Below are 16,475 nucleotides of genomic sequence, written 5' to 3' on the forward strand. Positions count from 1 at the left end.
TCGAACGTGACCAAGAAGCAGAACCTTCGCATCAACGTACTGGCTGCCGCCGTGCTGTCGCTGACGGTCGGCGTCGGTGCCGCCCATGCGATCAATCCGGGCACGCCCAGCGCACCGGCCCGTGTGGCCAGCGCCGACCAGCAGGCCGTGGACGGCATCATCGTCAAGTACCGCACCGGTACCGCCGCCGCCAGTGACCGTTCGAGCAAGCTCACCGTCGTTCAGTCGGCGCTGTCGCGCGCGATTGTCAGCAGCGGCACCAGCAGCCGCGCGTTGTCGCTGTCGCCGCAGGTCGAGCGCAAGCTGGGCACCGGCAGCGATCTGATCCGCCTGAAGTCGCGCCTGGCCGGCGCGGAAATGAAGAAGGTGCTGGCCGAACTGAACGCCGATCCGTCGGTGCAGTACGCCGTGGCCAACGTGCGCCTGCAGCGTTCGGACCTGCGCGCCAGCAATGCGCAGCCGGCACTGGTGCCCAACGATCCGAACTACGCCCAGTACCAGTGGAACTTCTACAACGCCACCAGCGGCGTGAACGCACCGGCGGCGTGGGATGTCTCGCAGGGCGAAGGCGTGGTGGTGGCCGTGCTCGACACCGGCATCCTGCCGGGCGTGCCGGACTTCGGCGACAACCTGCTGCCGGGCTACGACTTCATCAGCGACAAGGAATCCTCGCGCCGCCCGACCGACGGTCGCGCCCCGGGCGCCACCGACTACGGTGACTGGGTGGAAACGGCCAACGAGTGCTACAACGGCTCGCAGCCGGAAGGCAGCTCCTGGCACGGTACCCACGTGGCCGGCACCATCGCCGAAGTGACCAACAACGGCAGCGCGCTGGCAGGCCTGGCCTACAAGGCCAAGGTGCTGCCGGTGCGCGTGCTCGGCAAGTGCGGCGGCACCCTGGCCGACATCAGCGACGCCATCACCTGGGCCTCCGGTGGCACCGTGGCCGGCATTCCGGCCAACACCACCCCGGCTGAAATCATCAACATGAGCCTGGGCGGCGGCGGCGCGTGCGACGCGGCCTACCAGGATGCGATCAACGGTGCCGTTTCGCGCGGCACCCTGGTGGTGGTGGCCGCCGGCAACGAAACCGACAACGCCGCCAACTACCGTCCGTCCAGCTGCGCCAACGTGGTCTCGGTCGGCGCCACCCGCGTCACCGGCGGCATCACCTACTACTCCAACTACGGCGCGGTGGTCGATCTGGCCGCACCGGGTGGCGGCGGCAGCGTGGACGGCAACCCGAACGGCTACATCTGGCAGGTCGGCTCCAGCTCCGACACCACGCCCGATGCCGGTGAGTGGGTGCTGATGGGCAAGGGCGGTACCTCGATGTCCTCGCCGCACGTGGCTGCCGTGGCCGCGCTGGTGCAGAGCGCACTGGCTGCCAATGGCAAGGATCCGCTCAGCCCCGCTGCGCTGGAAACGCTGCTGAAGCAGTCGGCACGTCGCTTCCCGGTCACCATTCCGGCCGCCACCCCGATCGGCACCGGCATCGTCGATGCCAAGGCCGCACTGGATGCCGCGCTGAAGGAACCGTGCACCGAGAACTGCGAGCCGGAAGGCATCCCGCTGACCAACAAGGTGGCCATCAGTGGCGTGGCCGGCGCTGCCGGCAGCGAAACCGTCTACACCTTCCAGGCTGAAGCCGGCAAGCAGCTGAGCGTGCTGACCTATGGCGGCACCGGCAACGTGTCGGTCTACCTGGCGCAGGGCCGCGTGCCCACCGCCACCGACAACGATGCCAAGTCGACGCGCCCGGGCAACACCGAAACCGTGCGCGTGGCCAAGCCGGTCGCCGGCACCTACTACGTGAAGGTGGTGGGCGAGGCGGCATTCGGCGGCGTGACCATCCTGGCCACCCAGTAACGGCCCAGCGGTTGCAGATGTTGTCGTAAGTGAATTGGCGGCGCCCGTTACCGGAAGGTGACGGGCGTCGTCTTTTGTGGTCCTGCGCGTGCAGGACGGCGGAAACCCCGGCCAAACTGCTAAAGTCAGGGCGATCGACAGGAGAGTCATGTGAACGCGCTCGCTGCTACCGCCCACGACGACGCCGAAGGCCGCATCCTGGATGCCCTGCTGTCGCGTGGCCGGTTGAAGGATGCTGACCTAGCGCGCGCGCGGCCGCTGCATGCCGAAGCCGGCGGCAGCCTGCTGGCGCTGCTGGTGCGGCTGGGCCTGGTCTCCGAACGTGACCAAGCGCAGGCCAGCGCCGACGTGCTCGGCCTGCCGCTGCTGGAAGGCAAGCAGTTGCCCGAGGCCCCGCCGCAGTCGCTGGCCGAAGGGTTGCCGTTGTCGCAGCGGTTCCTGAAGCAGTTCCATGTCTGCCCGTTGGCGCTGGACGAGCACGGGGTACGCCTGTGGCTGGCCGATGCGCACGATCCCTACCCGCAGCAGGCCGTGCAGCTGGCGTTGGGCGTACCGGTCACCCCGGTGCTGGGCATGCGCGCGGAAATCGACGATCTGGTTGAACGCTGGTTCGGCCAGGGCCGCAGCGCGATGGGCGCCATCGTGGAAACCGCCGATGGTGAAGGCGGCGCGGTGGACGACATCGAACACCTGCGCGACCTGGCCTCCGAAGCACCGGTCATCCGCCTGGTCAACCTGGTCATCCAGCGGGCGGTGGAACTGCGCGCCTCCGATATCCACGTTGAACCGTTCGAAAGCCGGCTGAAGGTGCGTTACCGCGTGGACGGCGTGCTGGTGGAAGGCGAAAGCCCGCCAGCCAATCTGACCGCAGCGGTGATCAGCCGCATCAAGATCATGGCGCGCTTGAACATCGCCGAGCGCCGCCTGCCGCAGGATGGCCGCATCATGCTGCGCGTGCAGGGCAAAGAACTGGACCTGCGTGTCAGCACCGTGCCCACCGCGCATGGCGAAAGCGTGGTCATGCGCCTGCTCGACCGCGAAACCGTGGTGTTCGACTTCCACCGGCTGGGCTTCACCGATGCCTTCCTGCCGCAGTTCCGCAAGGTGCTGGAACAGCCGCACGGCATCCTGCTGGTCACCGGCCCCACCGGCTCGGGCAAGACCACCACGCTGTACACCGCGCTCAGCCAGCTCAATACCGCCGACGTCAAGATCATCACCGTCGAAGACCCGGTCGAGTACCAGATCGAAGGCATCAACCAGATCCAGGCCAAGCCGCAGATCGGCCTGGATTTCGCCAACGCGCTGCGCAGCATCGTGCGCCAGGATCCGGACATCATCATGATCGGCGAAATGCGCGATCTGGAAACCGCGCGCATCGCGATCCAGTCGGCGCTGACCGGTCACCTGGTGCTGTCCACCCTGCATACCAACAACGCCGCCGGTGGCATCACCCGCCTGCTCGACATGGGCGTGGAAGACTATCTGCTGACGTCCACCATCAACGGCATCCTGGCCCAGCGTCTGGTGCGCCGCCTGGAGCCCACCCACGCCGAGCGCTACGAGGCCTCGCCGGAGGAAATCGAACGCTTCGAACTGCGCCGCCTGCAGCCACAGGGCACCATCCATCTGTTCCGCCCGAAGCCGTCGGCGCTGGCGCCTACCGGTTACCTGGGCCGCACCACCATCATGGAATTCCTGGTGATGAACGATGCGCTGCGTCGCGCGGTCATGCGCCGCGATGGCATGGGCGAAATCGAACGCATCGCCCGCGAGGCCGGCATGCGCACCATGTACGAAGATGGCCTGGCCAAGGCGTTGAGCGGGCAGACCACCATCGAAGAAGTGCTGCGCGTGACCGAGGAGGGTTGATGCGCGCCGGAGCCTGCTGCTGACATGCCGAACTACCGCTACAAGGCGCTGAACCCGCATGGCGAAGTCTTCGATGGCCAGATGGAAGCGGCCAGCGAAGCCGAGCTGATCGCGCGCCTGCAGGACCAGGGGCACCTGCCCATGGAAACCCGGCTGGCCGATGGCGGTGCCGTGGGCGGCAGCAGCCTGCGTGGCCTGTTCCGGCCGCGGCCGCTGCAGGGCGCGGCGTTGCTGCAGTTCACCCAGCAGCTGGCCACCTTGCTGGCCGCTGGGCAGCCGCTGGATCGCGCGCTGTCGATCCTGCTGGGCCTGCCCGAAGACGAGCGTTCGCGCCGGGCGATCACCGACATCCGCGACGTAGTGCGTGGCGGCGCGCCGCTGTCCACCGCGCTGGAACGGCAGCACGGTCTGTTCTCGCGCCTGTACGTGAACATGGTGCGTGCCGGCGAAGCCGGTGGCAGCCTGCACGACACGCTGCAGCGCCTGGCCGATTACCTGGAACGCAGCCGCGCGCTGCAGGGCAAGGTGGTCAACGCCCTGGTCTACCCGGCCATCCTGCTAGTGGTGGTGGGCGGTGCGCTGCTGTTCCTGCTGGGCTACGTGGTGCCGCAGTTCGCGCAGATGTACGAAAGCCTGGACGTGGCGTTGCCATGGTTCACCAACATCGTGCTGCAGATCGGCCTGTTCGTGCGCGACTGGTGGATCCTGCTGCTGGTGGTGCCGGCGGTGCTGGTGCTGCTGCTGGAACGCAAACTGCGCCAGCCCGCGTTCCGCCTGGCACTGGATGGCTGGCTGCTGCAGCGCCGTGGCATCGGCCGCCTGCTGGGCGAACTGGAAACCGCGCGCCTGGCACGTACCCTGGGCACCCTGCTGCGCAACGGCGTGCCGCTGCTGGGGGCGCTGGGCATCGCCCGCAACGTGCTGGGCAACCGCGCGCTGGCCACCGATGTGGACAGCGCCGCAGACGAAGTGAAGAACGGTGCCGGCCTGTCGCTGGCATTGTCGCGCGGCAAGCGCTTCCCGCGCCTGGCCCTGCAGATGATCCAGGTGGGCGAAGAATCCGGCGCGCTGGACACCATGCTGCTGAAGGCGGCCGATACCTTTGAACAGGACAGTGCCCGCCGCATCGATCGCCTGCTGGCGGCCATGGTGCCGGCCATCACCCTGGTGCTGGCCTCGGTGGTCGGCGCGGTGATCGTGGCCGTGCTGGTGCCGCTGTACGACCTGACCAATGCCATCGGTTGATGATGGCCCTTCCCACACTCCCGCTGTTCCGTACCTGAAAGGACCGACCATGATTGCTTCCCGTCGACCGATCCGCCTTTCCTTCACCGCCGCTCGCCACCAGTCGGGCATGAGCCTGCTGGAAATCATCATCGTCATCGTGCTGATCGGCGCGGTGCTGACCCTGGTCGCCAGCCGCGTGCTGGGCGGCGCCGACCGCGGCAAGGCCAACATCGCCAAGGCGCAGGTGCAGACCGTGGCTTCCAAGATCGACAACTACCAGCTCGATACCGGCAAGCTGCCGGGCACGCTGGAAGACCTGATCAACGCCCCGGCCGGCACCGGTGGCTGGCTGGGCCCGTACGCCAAGGCGGCCGATCTGAACGACCCGTGGGGGCATGCGCTGGAATACCGCGCACCGGGTGAAGGCCAGCCCTACGATCTGATCAGCCTGGGCAAGGATGGCAAGCAGGGCGGCAGCAGTGTCGATGCCGATATCCGCTACGAGCCGTAAGCCTGCATGATCCGCATCCTGCCGCGCCGGTTGCCCCGACCGCGCCTGCACGGCAGGCGTGCAGCGGGCCTGTCGCTGCTGGAAATGCTGCTGGTGATCGCGCTGATTGCCGCCATCGGCCTGATCACCGCCGCGGGCCTGTCGCGCGGCTTCGCCGGCATGCAGCTGCGCAGCGCCGGCAAGGACATCGCCAACCAGCTGCGCATGGTGCGCGCCCAGGCCATCGCGCGGGGCGAACCGCAGCGGTTCGTGATCGAACCGGCGCAGCACCGCTGGACCGGCGCCAACCAGCGCCAGGGCACGCTGCCGGAAACGCTGCAGGTGCAGTTCGAAGGCGCCGCTCAGTTGTCCACTGGTGCAGGGCAGGGCGTGATCGAGTTCCATCCGGACGGCGGCGCCAGCGGTGGCCGCATCCGCCTGCAGCGCGACAGCGCCGAATGGCGCATCGACGTGGGCTGGCTGACCGGCGAAGTACGCTCCGGCCCGTGGCAGGCGCAATGAAGCGGCGCGCGCGTGGCTTCACCCTGCTGGAAGTGATCGTGGCCTTCGCCCTGCTGGGCCTGGCGCTGACCTTGCTGCTGGGCAGCCTGTCCGGCGGCGCGCGGCAGGTGAAGGACGCCGAGCTGCGCACCCGTGCGGTGCTGCATGCGCAATCGCTGCTGGCCGCCGCAGGGGTGGAGGAACCGCTGCAGGCCGGGCGCCAGCAGGGCGAGTGGGAGCAGGGGCGCTTCCATTGGGAACTGCAGGTGCAGCCCTGGGTGGAGCCGCGCGCGGGCAACGTGCCCGTCGCCGATTCCCCCGGCGCGCCCTGGCTGGCCGAACTGCAGTTGCAGGTTCGCTGGGGCGATGGCGCGCGCGAACAATTGCGTTGGCGCAGTCTGCGCCTGCTGCCGCCGGACCTGGAGCGTGCACGGTGAAACGGCAGGCACGCGGCTTCACCCTGGTGGAAGTGATGCTGGCCACCGTGCTGCTGGCCGGCGGCCTGGCGCTGGCGTTTGCCAGCGTGCGCTCGGCCATGGCGGTCAGCCAGCGTGGTGAACAGATCGCCGCCGACAGCGAGCGCATGCGCGCGGTGCAGGGGCTGCTGCGGCGGCAGTTGAGTGCGGCGCTGCGCAGTCCGATGGAAGTACCGGACCCCACCCGCGAGCCGGTGTACTTCAGTGGCGATGAAAGCGGCATGCAGTTCGTGGCCGATCTGCCGGGTTACCTGGGCCGCGGTGGCCCCTACCTGCATGCGCTGCAGGTGGAGGGCCAGGCCGGCGAGCGCCGCCTGCTGCTGGGCCTGGTGCTGCTGCAGGAAGGCGAACAGCTGCCGGAAACCCCGCCGCGTGCGCCGGAAGTGCTGGCCGAGCATCTGCGCGATGTGCAGCTGCGCTACCGCGGCGTGGATGCAGCCAGCGGCCAGATGACCGACTGGTTGCCGCGCTGGGACGATACCCGCCGCCTGCCGTTGCTGGTGGAAGTGCAGGTGCGGCCCGCGCGCGGCCCGGCCTGGCCGCCGCTGGTGGTCGCCCTGCGTGCCGGTGGTGCCGCCGGAGGTATCCGATGAGGGCCATGCGCGGGGCCGCGCTGGTGCTGGTGCTGTGGCTGATCGCACTGATGACCGCGCTGGTGGGCGCATTCGCGCTGACCGCCCGGGTCGAGCACCTGCAGCAGCGGGTGCTGGATGACGACGGGCGCGGCCAGGAACGTGCGCGTGCCGGCCTGGAATATGCGCTGATGCGACTGCGCGCCGATCCGCAGCGCCCGGCCTGGCAGGCCGACGGCCGCACCTACCGGTGGCAGTTCGACGATGCCCGCGTGGATATCCGCGTGGTGGACGAGAACGGCAAGATCAATCTGAATGTCGCCGACGCTGCGCTGCTCACCGCCTTCCTGAAGGCACTGGGCGAAAGCCCCGACGATGCACAGCGGCTGGCCGGGGCCATCATCGACTGGCGTGACGAGGACAGTCTGCAGCAGCCCGGCGGTGGCGCCGAAGCGCCCGATTACGCAGCGGCCGGCCTGCCGTACGGCCCGCGCAACAAGCGCTTCGAAACCCTGGGCGAGCTGCAGCGGGTGCTGGGCATGCGCGCGGCGCTGTACCAGGCCATGCTGCCGCACATCACCCTGTACAGCCGCATGGCGCGGCCCGATCCGCGCTTCGCCACTGCCCCGGTGCTGGCGGCGCTGGGGCTGGACGCCGAGCAGGTACTGGCGCAACGGGCCCAGCAGGAGCGTGACGAAGATTCAGGTGCGGGCACGTCAACCCTTGCCAGCGGCAGCGGCACCTATAGTATCGAGTGCCGCGCCATCGACGGCAGTGGACGCCAGTCGGTTCTGAAGGCGGTGGTACGCAACGGCTCGGGCGGAGTGCCCGGCCAGACCTACACAGTGCTTCGCTGGGAGCAGGGAATGGCAGCAAGATGACAGCATGGCAGGACAGCGTGCGGCAGGTGCAGGGCCGGATCGGCCCTGGCGTCGGCCATTTCCTGCGCTGGTGGCGGCAATCGTTGCTGGCCTGGGTGCCGGCACGCTGGCAGTGGGCGCTGGGCTGGTCGCAGGCGCGCCTGCTGCTGCAGCGCGACGGCGACCAGGTGCAGGTCTGGCGTGATGGCAGTGCCGGCCCCGAACGCGTGGTGCGCCTGCCGTGGCCGCTGGCGCCGGCCGATCTGGACCGCGTGCTGGAACCGCGCCTGCGGCGCCTGCCGCGCGTCTGGCTGCTGCCGGTGGCGCAGGTGCTGCGCCGCAGCCTGCGCCTGCCCAGCGCCGCCGCCGATCGCCTGCACGCCGTGGTGGGCTATGAAATCGACCGGCAGACGCCCTTCGAGGCCAGCCAGGTCAGCTACGACGTGCGCGCCCTGGGCACGGCCGGCGACGGCCTGCTGCAGGTCGAGCTGGTCGCCTGGCCGCTGCGCCAGCTGGACACCTGGCGCAGCCAGGCCGGTGACTGGGCCGATGCCCTGGCCGGCGTGGATGCCATCGACGAACACGGCCAAACGCTGCAGGTGAACCTGCTGCCGCCGGCGCAGCGCCAGCGCCGCGTTGATCCCAGCCGGCGCTGGAACCTGGTGTTGGCCGCCGCCGCCCTCGTGATGCTGGTGCTGGCCGCACTGCAGCTGCTGGACAACCGGCGCGACGCTGCCGACGCCCTGCGCGAACAGGTCGAACGCAGCGCCCGCAGTGCCCGCGGCGTGGCCAGTGAACGCAGCCAGCTGCAGGCGCTGATCGACGGCGCCGCCTTCCTGGAAAAGCAGCGCAGCCAGCGTGCCACCACGGTGGAACTGTGGACCGAGCTGACCCGGCGCCTGCCCGACGGCACCTATCTGGAAAAACTGGCGATCGAGAACAACAGCCTGCAGTTGATCGGGCTTAGCGGGCAGGCATCGCAACTGGTCGCGCTGCTGCAGGATGCGCCGCAGTGGCGCAAGGTGAACCTGACGGGCGTGCTGCAGGCCGACGGTGCCAGCAGTGGCCGCGACCGCTTCACCCTCACCGCCGAACTGCAGCCGTTGCCGGCCGCCGCCGCTCCCGCCCCCGCTGCACGCAAGGAGGCGGCCGATGCCGATGCCCAACCCACGCCGTGACCGCTGGCTGGCGCTGGCCCTGTTGCTGGCCGTGCTGGGCGTGGCCTACCTGCTGCTGGTGCACCCCTGGTTCACCCAGCCGCTGCTGGCCATCAACGAAGACGTGGCCGCGCTGCGCGAACGCCAGCAGCGCGTGCAGGCGCAGCTGCAGCAGCAGCCGCAGATCGAACAACGCTTGACGGAAACCCGCCAGGTGCTGGAACAGCGCCCCGGCTTCCTGCGCGAAGCCACTGCCGAGGCGGCCGCCGCCGCGCTGGGCGCACGGCTGCAGGATGCGGTGGCCATGGCCAGCCCCGGCAACCGCAGCTGCACGATCAGCAACCGCACGCCGCTGACCGACAACCGACGCGATGCCGAATTCGTGCGCGTGGCCATGCAGGTGCGGCTGCGCTGTGGCGTGGCCGAACTGGCCACCGTGCTGCACAGCCTGGAAACCGGCAGCCCGCGCCTGTTCGTGGACAACCTGAACCTGATCGCGCAGCGCTTCCAGCAGTCGGCCAATGAATCCGGCCTGGGCCTGGATGTGTCCTTCGAGCTGGCCGGTTACTTGTTGCCCGGCGCGGCGGCCGACAGCGCAGCGCCGGCGGTTGCCAACGCCGCGGTCGTTGCACCGGAAGCAGCCGCTCCGGCTGAGCCGGCCGCGGATGCCGCGGCCGATGCCGCCGCCGATTCCGATGCAGGGGAGGGCGCCGAATGAAGCTCGATGCGCTACCCCTGCGCACGGGGCTGCTGCTGGCCGTGGCCGGTTGGGCGGGCGCCTTGTGGCTGGCCACTGGCTTCGGCCTGGGTAGCCGCCTGCCAGCAGGCCCGGACGATACCGGCGGTGCCGCTGCATTGCCCTCGCTGCCGCCACTGGCGCCCGAACGCATGGCCGCGGCCGACAGTTACAGCGCCATCAGCGAACGTCCGCTGTTTGCCGAAGACCGGCGCCCGCGCCCGTATCTGCTGGGCGGCAGCGAACCGGCCGCCAGCGCGGCCCTGCGCCTGACCGGTGTGCTGCTGACCGACAGTTTCAGCATGGCCACCTTCACCACCGAACAGAACCGTTCGTTGCGCCTGCGCCTGAACGGCGAGGCCGTGGACGGCTGGCAGCTGGTCGCGCTGGAACCGCGCCAGGCCACGGTCATCGGCCCGTCGGGCAACCAGGTGCTGGAACTGGCCACCTTCAACGGGCAGGGCGGCGAACCGCCGACCGTGCTGCGCGGCGCCAATGGTGCGGTGCCGCCGGCAGGCGTGGTGGTGCCGCCACCGCCACCCAGCCCGGCCAGCGGCAGCAACAGCAGCGCCCAGCGCCCGGTCGACCTCGCGGCCTCTTCGGCTGCCGGTCCGGCGGCGCAGAGCACGCCCGCCCCCAACACCAATGCCAACGGTCCTAGCGAAGCGCAGATGCAGGCCATCCGCGAACGCATCCAGGCCCGTCGCCGTCAGCTGCAGCAACAGCAGCAACAACCGTCGCCGCCCCCGGGCGATGGCACCAACCGATAGAGTGAATGCATGAACCTGCGTTTTCTGCCCTGGTCCCTCGCCCTGACGCTGCTGGTCGGCTGCGCCACCGTGTCCGGCCCGAACGTTCATCGCAGTGCCACCCCGCCGCCAGCACAAGCCGGTGCCGCGGCGGCCGATCCCCAGGTCGTCGAGGGTGATGCCGCCGCAGGGACACCGCAGGCGGTGATCCGCCGCGGCAGCGGCACCATGATCAACCGCGAAGCCGCACGTGCGCCGTCACCGGCGCTGCATTCGGCCAGCGGTGGCAGCGCCACCTTCAACTTCGAAGGCGAGTCGGTGCATGCGGTGGTCAAGGCCATCCTCGGCGACATGCTGGGTCAGAACTACGTCATCGCGCCGGGCGTGCAGGGCACGGTCACCTTGGCCACGCCCAAGCCGGTGTCGCCGGCACAGGCGCTGAACCTGCTGGAAATGGTGCTGGGCTGGAACAACGCGCGCATGGTCTACAGCGGTGGCCGCTACAACATCGTCGCCGCCGACCAGGCGCTGGCCGGCACCGTCGCACCGAGCACCGCACCGGCTTCCAGCGCGCGTGGCTTCGAGGTACGGGTGGTGCCGTTGCAGTTCATATCCGCCAGCGAAATGAAGAAAGTGCTGGAGCCGTACGCGCGGCCCAACGCCATCGTCAACGTTGATACCGGCCGCAACGTGATCACCCTCGGGGGTACCCGCGCCGAGCTGGAAAACTACCTGCACACCGTCGAGATCTTCGACGTCGACTGGCTGTCGGGCATGTCGGTGGGCGTGTTCCCGATCCAGTCGGGCAAGGCCGAGCAGGTCGCCAGCGATCTGGAGAAGGTCTTCGGCGAGGACAGCAAGACGCCCAGCGCCGGCATGTTCCGCTTCCTGCCGCTGGAAAACGCCAACGCCGTGCTGGTCATCACCCCGCAGGTGCGCTACCTGGACCAGATCCAGCAGTGGCTGGATCGCATCGACACCGCCGGTGGCAGCGCGCGCCTGTTCTCCTACGAGCTGCGCTACATCAAGGCGCGCGATCTGGCCCAGCGCCTGGCCGAAGCCTTCGCCAGCAGCAACAACCGCAACAGCCGGGGTTCCTCGGCCGGGCTGGCCCCGGGCGCGACGCCGATGCAGCTGGACAGCCGCGGCGGCGATACCAGCAACAGCAACAACAGCAGCGATTTCGGTGGCAGCAGCAACGGCACCAGCGGCGCCAGCGGTGGCATGGCCAGTGCGATGAACCTGCCCCAGCGCCAGGAGGGCAACATCAGCGTCAGCCTTGATGTGGAAGGCGATACCGTCGGTGTTTCGGCGGTGGAAGAAACCAATGCCCTGCTGGTGCGCGCCACCCCGCAGGCCTGGCGTTCGATCCGCGAAGTGATCGAGAAGCTCGACGTGATGCCGATGCAGGTGCACATCGAAGCGCAGGTAGCCGAGGTCGACCTGACCGGCGACCTGAAGTACGGCGTCAACTGGTTCTTCGAGAACGCCGTGCAGGGCCAGAGCTACACCGGCGCCACCGGCGGCGCGACCTTGCCCAGTGCACTGGGTCGCAACATCTGGGGCAGCTTCGCCGGTGCCATCACCGGCAGCGAGACTGGCTGGACCTTCCTCGGCAAGAACGCCGCGGCGGTGGTCAGCGCACTGGACCAGGTGACCAATCTGCGCCTGCTGCAGACCCCGTCCATCTTCGTGCGCAACAACGCCGAGGCGCAGCTGAACGTCGGCACCAAGATTCCGATCAACTCGGTATCGCTCAACACCGGCATCAGCGACAGCACCTACAGCCAGGTGCAGTACCTGGATACCGGCGTGATCCTCAAGGTGCGCCCGCGCATCACCCGCGATGGCGTGGTGTTCCTGGACATCGTGCAGGAAGTCAGTTCGGCCGGCGCGACCCCGTCGGGTTGTGACGCAACCAAGACCACCTGCAACCCGCCCATCAACACCCGCAAGATTTCCACCGAGGCGGCTTTGCAGAGCGGTGACACCATCATGCTGGCCGGCCTGATCACCAACTCCGATGAAGACACCTCCAACGGTGTCCCGGGCCTGAGCCGCCTGCCGATCATCGGCGGTCTGTTTGGCAGCAAGGGCAAGGTGAACAAGCGTTCGGAAGTGATCGTGCTGCTGACCCCGACGATCGTGCGCAACGGGCAGGAAGCGCGGACGCTGACTGACGAATACAGCAACCGCTTCCGTGCAATGGAACCGTTCCCCACGCGCGAGCGCAAGAAGTAGGGTTTTTCTTTTGCAGGGCTTGCAGCCCTGCACATGCTCAATGCAACGGCAACGGCAACGGCAACGTCAAAAGCCGCATTCCGTGGGTTGGCGGGGCGGTGTCGGATTGCGGGGACGCCGCAAGTACGTCCGTGTAGGCTTGGCCGCCGCATCCATGCGGCGGACACCCCGCAATCCGACACCGCCCCACCTTCGACAGGTTCACGCGGCTGTTGGTGGGTGCCGACTGTTGGTCGGCACATCTGTCGGATATCGAATGAATGATCCACGCATGGCGTGGCTCTACTGGGACGCGCGGCTTTGGGTAGGTGTCGACCTTGGTCGACACGATTTTTCCGTCAGATACCAATATTCAGAACGGGATCCGACCCCGTGCCGTTCCGACAGATCGCAGGAAACTGTCGAAAGCGGGGTGGGTCCGGTTGAGGGGGTGTGAGCGGCATGGATGCCGCGACCGAGCCTACATGGACGTATTTGCGGCGTCCCCCGCAACCGGACCCACCCCGCCAACCCACGGATCGCCCGCCTTTGATGTTGCTTCAGTCGAGCATGGCTCGACTCTACAGGGGTGCAGGGCGCAGCCCTGCCGGTGCTAACCTACCGCCACCGACAACCACGGAGGCGGGATGGGGGCGATCGTGTTGTTGCCGCTGGGCGTGGACGATGCCGTGCTGGACCGCTGCCTGGCCGCGCTGGATGCCGGTACCGCACCCGGTACCGCCGTCTGGTTGGCCGACGATGCGCAGGCCGGGCCGCGTGCGCAGGCCGTGGTCGAACACTGGCTGGCGCATACACCGCTGCAGGCCGAATACACCCGTCGCGCGCGACCGTTGGGCGAAGTGGCCCACCTGGATGAAATGCTGCGTGCCTGCGAAGGGCTGGATGTGGCCGTGCTCGCGCCGGACTGCGTGCCAGCGCCCGGTTGGCTGCAACAGCTGCAGGCTTGTTTCGCCCGTGATGCCGCCATCGCCACCGCCACACCCTGGTGCAACGCCGGCGAAACCGCCGCCTGGCCACGGCTGGGCGAGATCAATCCGGAACCGGCTGATCCGGCCCTGCTGGCCCACACCTGCGGCGCCTTGCCCAGCCTGCACCCCGAACTGCCTTCGGCGGTGACCCATGCGGTGCTGGTGCGCGGCAACGCGCGCCGCCGCGCGGGTGGCCTGGACGTGGACAGTTACCTGGGCTGGAATGCCGCGCTGGTGGACCTGAGCCTGCGCATGGCCGGTCTGGGCTGGCGCAACGTGCTGTGCGAGAACGCCTTCGTCAGCCGCGCCGGCGAAGCCCCCAGCCGCGAAGGTGACCTGGAAGCGCTGGCCGCGCGCTGGCCCGGCTGGATGCCGCGGCTGGCCGATTTCCTGATGCACGACCCGCTGCACGGATTGCGCCAGGATCTGCAACAGCAGCTGCAGCAGGCGATAATGCCGCGCGGGCAGGGCGACCTGTTCGCGCAGCCATCGCCGCCGGAGTCGCCCGCTTGAAGTCCGCCATCGCCGCCATCGTTGTGACCTACCAGAGCGGCAGCACCATCGATGCCTGTCTGTCGCGGCTGCGCCAGTCGCAGGACGTGGCCGAAATCCGCGTCATCGACAACGGCTCGCTGGACGACACGCTGGACATCATCCAGCGCCATGCCAGCCACGATGCGCGCGTGCGCTTCATCGGCAATCCGGACAACCCCGGCTTCGCCGCAGCCAACAACCAGGGCGTGGCCGATTCGCACAGCCCCTGGCTGGCCTTCATCAACCCGGACCTGATGGTCGAGCCCGACACCCTGGCCGCGCTGCGCGCGCGCGCCGAAGGCCTGGGGGATGCGCTGCTGGGGGTGGAACAGGTGGACGAGCAGGGCCAGGCCGACGATGCCGTGCGCCGCCGCGATCCGGATTTCCTGGCCATGCTGCGCTCGCCGAGCCGTGGCGGCCGGCTGGCCATCCCGCGTGATCCGCAGCAGACGCTGCAGGTGGTGCCGGCCCTGTCCGGCGCGCTGCTGCTGATGCCGCGCGTCTTGTTCGACCGCATCGGCGGCTGGGATGCGGGGTACCGGCTGCATGCCGAAGACCTGGACTTGTGCCGCCGCGTGCGCGACGCCGGTGGGGTGGTGGCCATCGCCAACGATCTGCAGGTCACCCATGTGCGTGGGGTCTCCAGCCGCTCGCGGCCGTTCTTCGTGGAATGGCACAAGCACCGTGGCCTGTGGCGCTATTTCAGCAAGTTCGAGGCGAAGCAGCGCTCGTGGCCGGTGCGGGGGCTGGTGTGGGGCGCGATCTGGGCGCATGCGCTGCTTCTGGTCCCCCGGTTGCTGCGCAAGGCGCTCTGACCGCCGGGTAGGGGCGGGGTATTTGCCCGATTGCGGGAACGCGATTCACCTGATCGGGCGCATAATGGCGCCATGGCCATCATCCAGTCCCTGCTCGACACCGACCTGTACAAGTTCACCATGATGCAGGCGGTGCTGCACCAGTACCCCAGCGCCCAAGTGCAGTACCGGTTCAAGTGCCGCAACCCCGGTATCGATCTGGCGCGCTACATCGAACAGATCGATGAGGAAATCGATCATCTGTGCAGCCTGCGGTTCACCGATGCCGAGCTGGACTACATGCGTGGCCTGCGCTTCGTGAAGCCGGACTTCGCCGATTTCCTCGGCCTGTTCCACCTGGACCGCAAGTACATCCGCCTGCGCCCGTCGCAGACCGTACCCGGCGAGATCGACCTGGACATCACCGGGCCGTGGCTGCACACCATTCTGTTTGAAGTGCCGCTGCTGGCGATCATCAACGAAGTCTGGTTCCGCAACACCACCACCGCCGATTTCGCCGAGGGCGAGCGCCGTCTGCAGGCCAAGGCCGCGCTGCTGCGCGATACCCCCGGTTTCGAACAGTGCCGCATTGCCGACTATGGCAGCCGCCGGCGTTATTCGCGCGACTGGCATGCACGCCTGCTGCCGCTGCTGCGCGATGCGCTGGGCCCGCAGCTGGTGGGCACCAGCAACGTGCATTTCGCCCGCCTGTACGGCATGACCCCGCACGGCACCATGGCCCACGAATACCTGCAGGCCTTCCAGGCACTGGGGCCGCGCCTGCGCGATTCGCAGGTGGCGGCGCTGGAATCGTGGGCGCGCGAGTACCGCGGCGACCTGGGAATCGCACTGTCCGACGTGGTCGGGCTGGATGCCTTCCTGCGCGACTTCGACATGTACTTCTGCAAGTTGTTCGACGGCGTGCGCCACGATTCGGGCGACCCCTTCGACTGGGGCGACCGCATGCTGGCGCACTTCCAGCAGCGCCGCGTGGATGCCCGCAGCAAAGTACTGGTGTTCAGCGATGGCCTGGACATCACCAAAGTCATGCGCCTGTACGATTACTTCCGTGGGCGCTGCCAGGTGGCCTTCGGCGTGGGTACGCACCTGACCAACGACCTGGGGCCGACCCCGCTCAACATCGTCATCAAGATGGTCCGCTGCAACGGCCAGCCGGTGGCCAAGCTCAGCGATTCGCCGGGCAAGAGCATGTGCGACGACCCTGGCTACCTGGCTTACCTGCGCCAGGTGTTCGAGCTTCCCCCCGCAGAACCGGCGTAAGGCAACAGCGCGTGCCTTCGGGTGCGCGCGTCAGGTTGATGTGTTGACTGTGTGTTGATGCCGCAGGCGTGAAGATCGACGGTATCATGCCGTCCTTGCCACGCAATTGTGACGCGCGTCATCAATTGCACCGTTTCCGCTGCAGTTT

The 16,475-nt window shown here is 68.5% G+C and carries 15 protein-coding genes; all 15 read left to right on the forward strand.

Annotation, left to right across the window (positions count from 1 at the left end):
• Positions 1–6: 6 nt before the first annotated feature.
• The 15 genes from C1933_RS03010 to pncB all read left to right on the forward strand — a co-directional run bounded on the left by C1933_RS03010 (position 7) and on the right by pncB (position 16,327).
• Complete coding sequence (locus C1933_RS03010; protein ID WP_108754723.1) at positions 7–1,869, forward strand: S8 family peptidase; 1,863 nt, start codon at positions 7–9, stop codon at positions 1,867–1,869.
• Between the two features lie 150 nt (positions 1,870–2,019).
• Positions 2,020–3,741, forward strand: a complete 1,722-nt coding sequence (gspE, locus tag C1933_RS03015; RefSeq protein ID WP_108752131.1) for a type II secretion system ATPase GspE — start codon at positions 2,020–2,022, stop codon at positions 3,739–3,741.
• 24 nt (positions 3,742–3,765) lie between these two features.
• The gene (locus C1933_RS03020; protein ID WP_108748471.1) at positions 3,766–4,986 is read left to right on the forward strand and encodes a type II secretion system F family protein; all 1,221 of its coding nucleotides are present in this window, start codon (positions 3,766–3,768) and stop codon (positions 4,984–4,986) included.
• Between the two features lie 49 nt (positions 4,987–5,035).
• Positions 5,036–5,479 (forward strand): type II secretion system major pseudopilin GspG, encoded by a 444-nt coding sequence (gspG, locus tag C1933_RS03025; RefSeq protein WP_108748472.1) that lies wholly within the window; start codon positions 5,036–5,038, stop codon positions 5,477–5,479.
• Between the two features lie 6 nt (positions 5,480–5,485).
• Positions 5,486–5,980, forward strand: a complete 495-nt coding sequence (locus tag C1933_RS03030) for a GspH/FimT family pseudopilin (protein WP_108752132.1) — start codon at positions 5,486–5,488, stop codon at positions 5,978–5,980.
• The gene (locus C1933_RS03035) at positions 5,977–6,396 is read left to right on the forward strand and encodes a prepilin-type N-terminal cleavage/methylation domain-containing protein (protein WP_108748474.1); all 420 of its coding nucleotides are present in this window, start codon (positions 5,977–5,979) and stop codon (positions 6,394–6,396) included. The genes C1933_RS03030 and C1933_RS03035 overlap by 4 nt, the downstream gene beginning before the upstream one ends.
• Positions 6,393–7,028 carry a type II secretion system protein J gene (locus C1933_RS03040; protein ID WP_108752133.1) on the forward strand — a complete coding sequence of 212 codons (636 nt, stop codon included), beginning with the start codon at positions 6,393–6,395 and terminating at the stop codon, positions 7,026–7,028. Before C1933_RS03035 ends, C1933_RS03040 begins: the two co-directional genes overlap by 4 nt.
• Positions 7,025–7,888: a general secretion pathway protein GspK gene (locus tag C1933_RS03045; protein ID WP_108752134.1), complete on the forward strand. Its 864-nt coding sequence runs from the start codon at positions 7,025–7,027 to the stop codon at positions 7,886–7,888. Before C1933_RS03040 ends, C1933_RS03045 begins: the two co-directional genes overlap by 4 nt.
• Complete coding sequence (locus C1933_RS03050; RefSeq protein ID WP_108752135.1) at positions 7,885–9,045, forward strand: PilN domain-containing protein; 1,161 nt, start codon at positions 7,885–7,887, stop codon at positions 9,043–9,045. The genes C1933_RS03045 and C1933_RS03050 overlap by 4 nt, the downstream gene beginning before the upstream one ends.
• Positions 9,026–9,742 carry a type II secretion system protein GspM gene (gspM, locus tag C1933_RS03055; protein ID WP_108754724.1) on the forward strand — a complete coding sequence of 239 codons (717 nt, stop codon included), beginning with the start codon at positions 9,026–9,028 and terminating at the stop codon, positions 9,740–9,742. Before C1933_RS03050 ends, gspM begins: the two co-directional genes overlap by 20 nt.
• Complete coding sequence (locus tag C1933_RS03060) at positions 9,739–10,530, forward strand: general secretion pathway protein GspN (protein WP_108752136.1); 792 nt, start codon at positions 9,739–9,741, stop codon at positions 10,528–10,530. The genes gspM and C1933_RS03060 overlap by 4 nt, the downstream gene beginning before the upstream one ends.
• 9 nt (positions 10,531–10,539) lie before the next feature.
• Positions 10,540–12,750 carry a type II secretion system secretin GspD gene (gene gspD / locus C1933_RS03065; RefSeq protein ID WP_108752137.1) on the forward strand — a complete coding sequence of 737 codons (2,211 nt, stop codon included), beginning with the start codon at positions 10,540–10,542 and terminating at the stop codon, positions 12,748–12,750.
• 626 nt (positions 12,751–13,376) lie between these two features.
• Entirely contained in the window at positions 13,377–14,231 is an 855-nt protein-coding gene (locus C1933_RS03070; RefSeq protein ID WP_108752138.1) for a glycosyltransferase, read from the forward strand.
• Positions 14,228–15,067, forward strand: coding sequence for a glycosyltransferase family 2 protein (locus tag C1933_RS03075; RefSeq protein WP_108752139.1), 840 nt, complete (start codon positions 14,228–14,230; stop codon positions 15,065–15,067). Before C1933_RS03070 ends, C1933_RS03075 begins: the two co-directional genes overlap by 4 nt.
• A gap of 72 nt (positions 15,068–15,139) precedes the next feature.
• Positions 15,140–16,327: a nicotinate phosphoribosyltransferase gene (gene pncB, locus C1933_RS03080; RefSeq protein WP_108748482.1), complete on the forward strand. Its 1,188-nt coding sequence runs from the start codon at positions 15,140–15,142 to the stop codon at positions 16,325–16,327.
• The last annotated feature ends 148 nt before the right edge of the window (positions 16,328–16,475 follow it).

Source organism: Stenotrophomonas sp. ZAC14D2_NAIMI4_6 (genome assembly GCF_003086875.1).
Lineage (GTDB): Bacteria > Pseudomonadota > Gammaproteobacteria > Xanthomonadales > Xanthomonadaceae > Stenotrophomonas.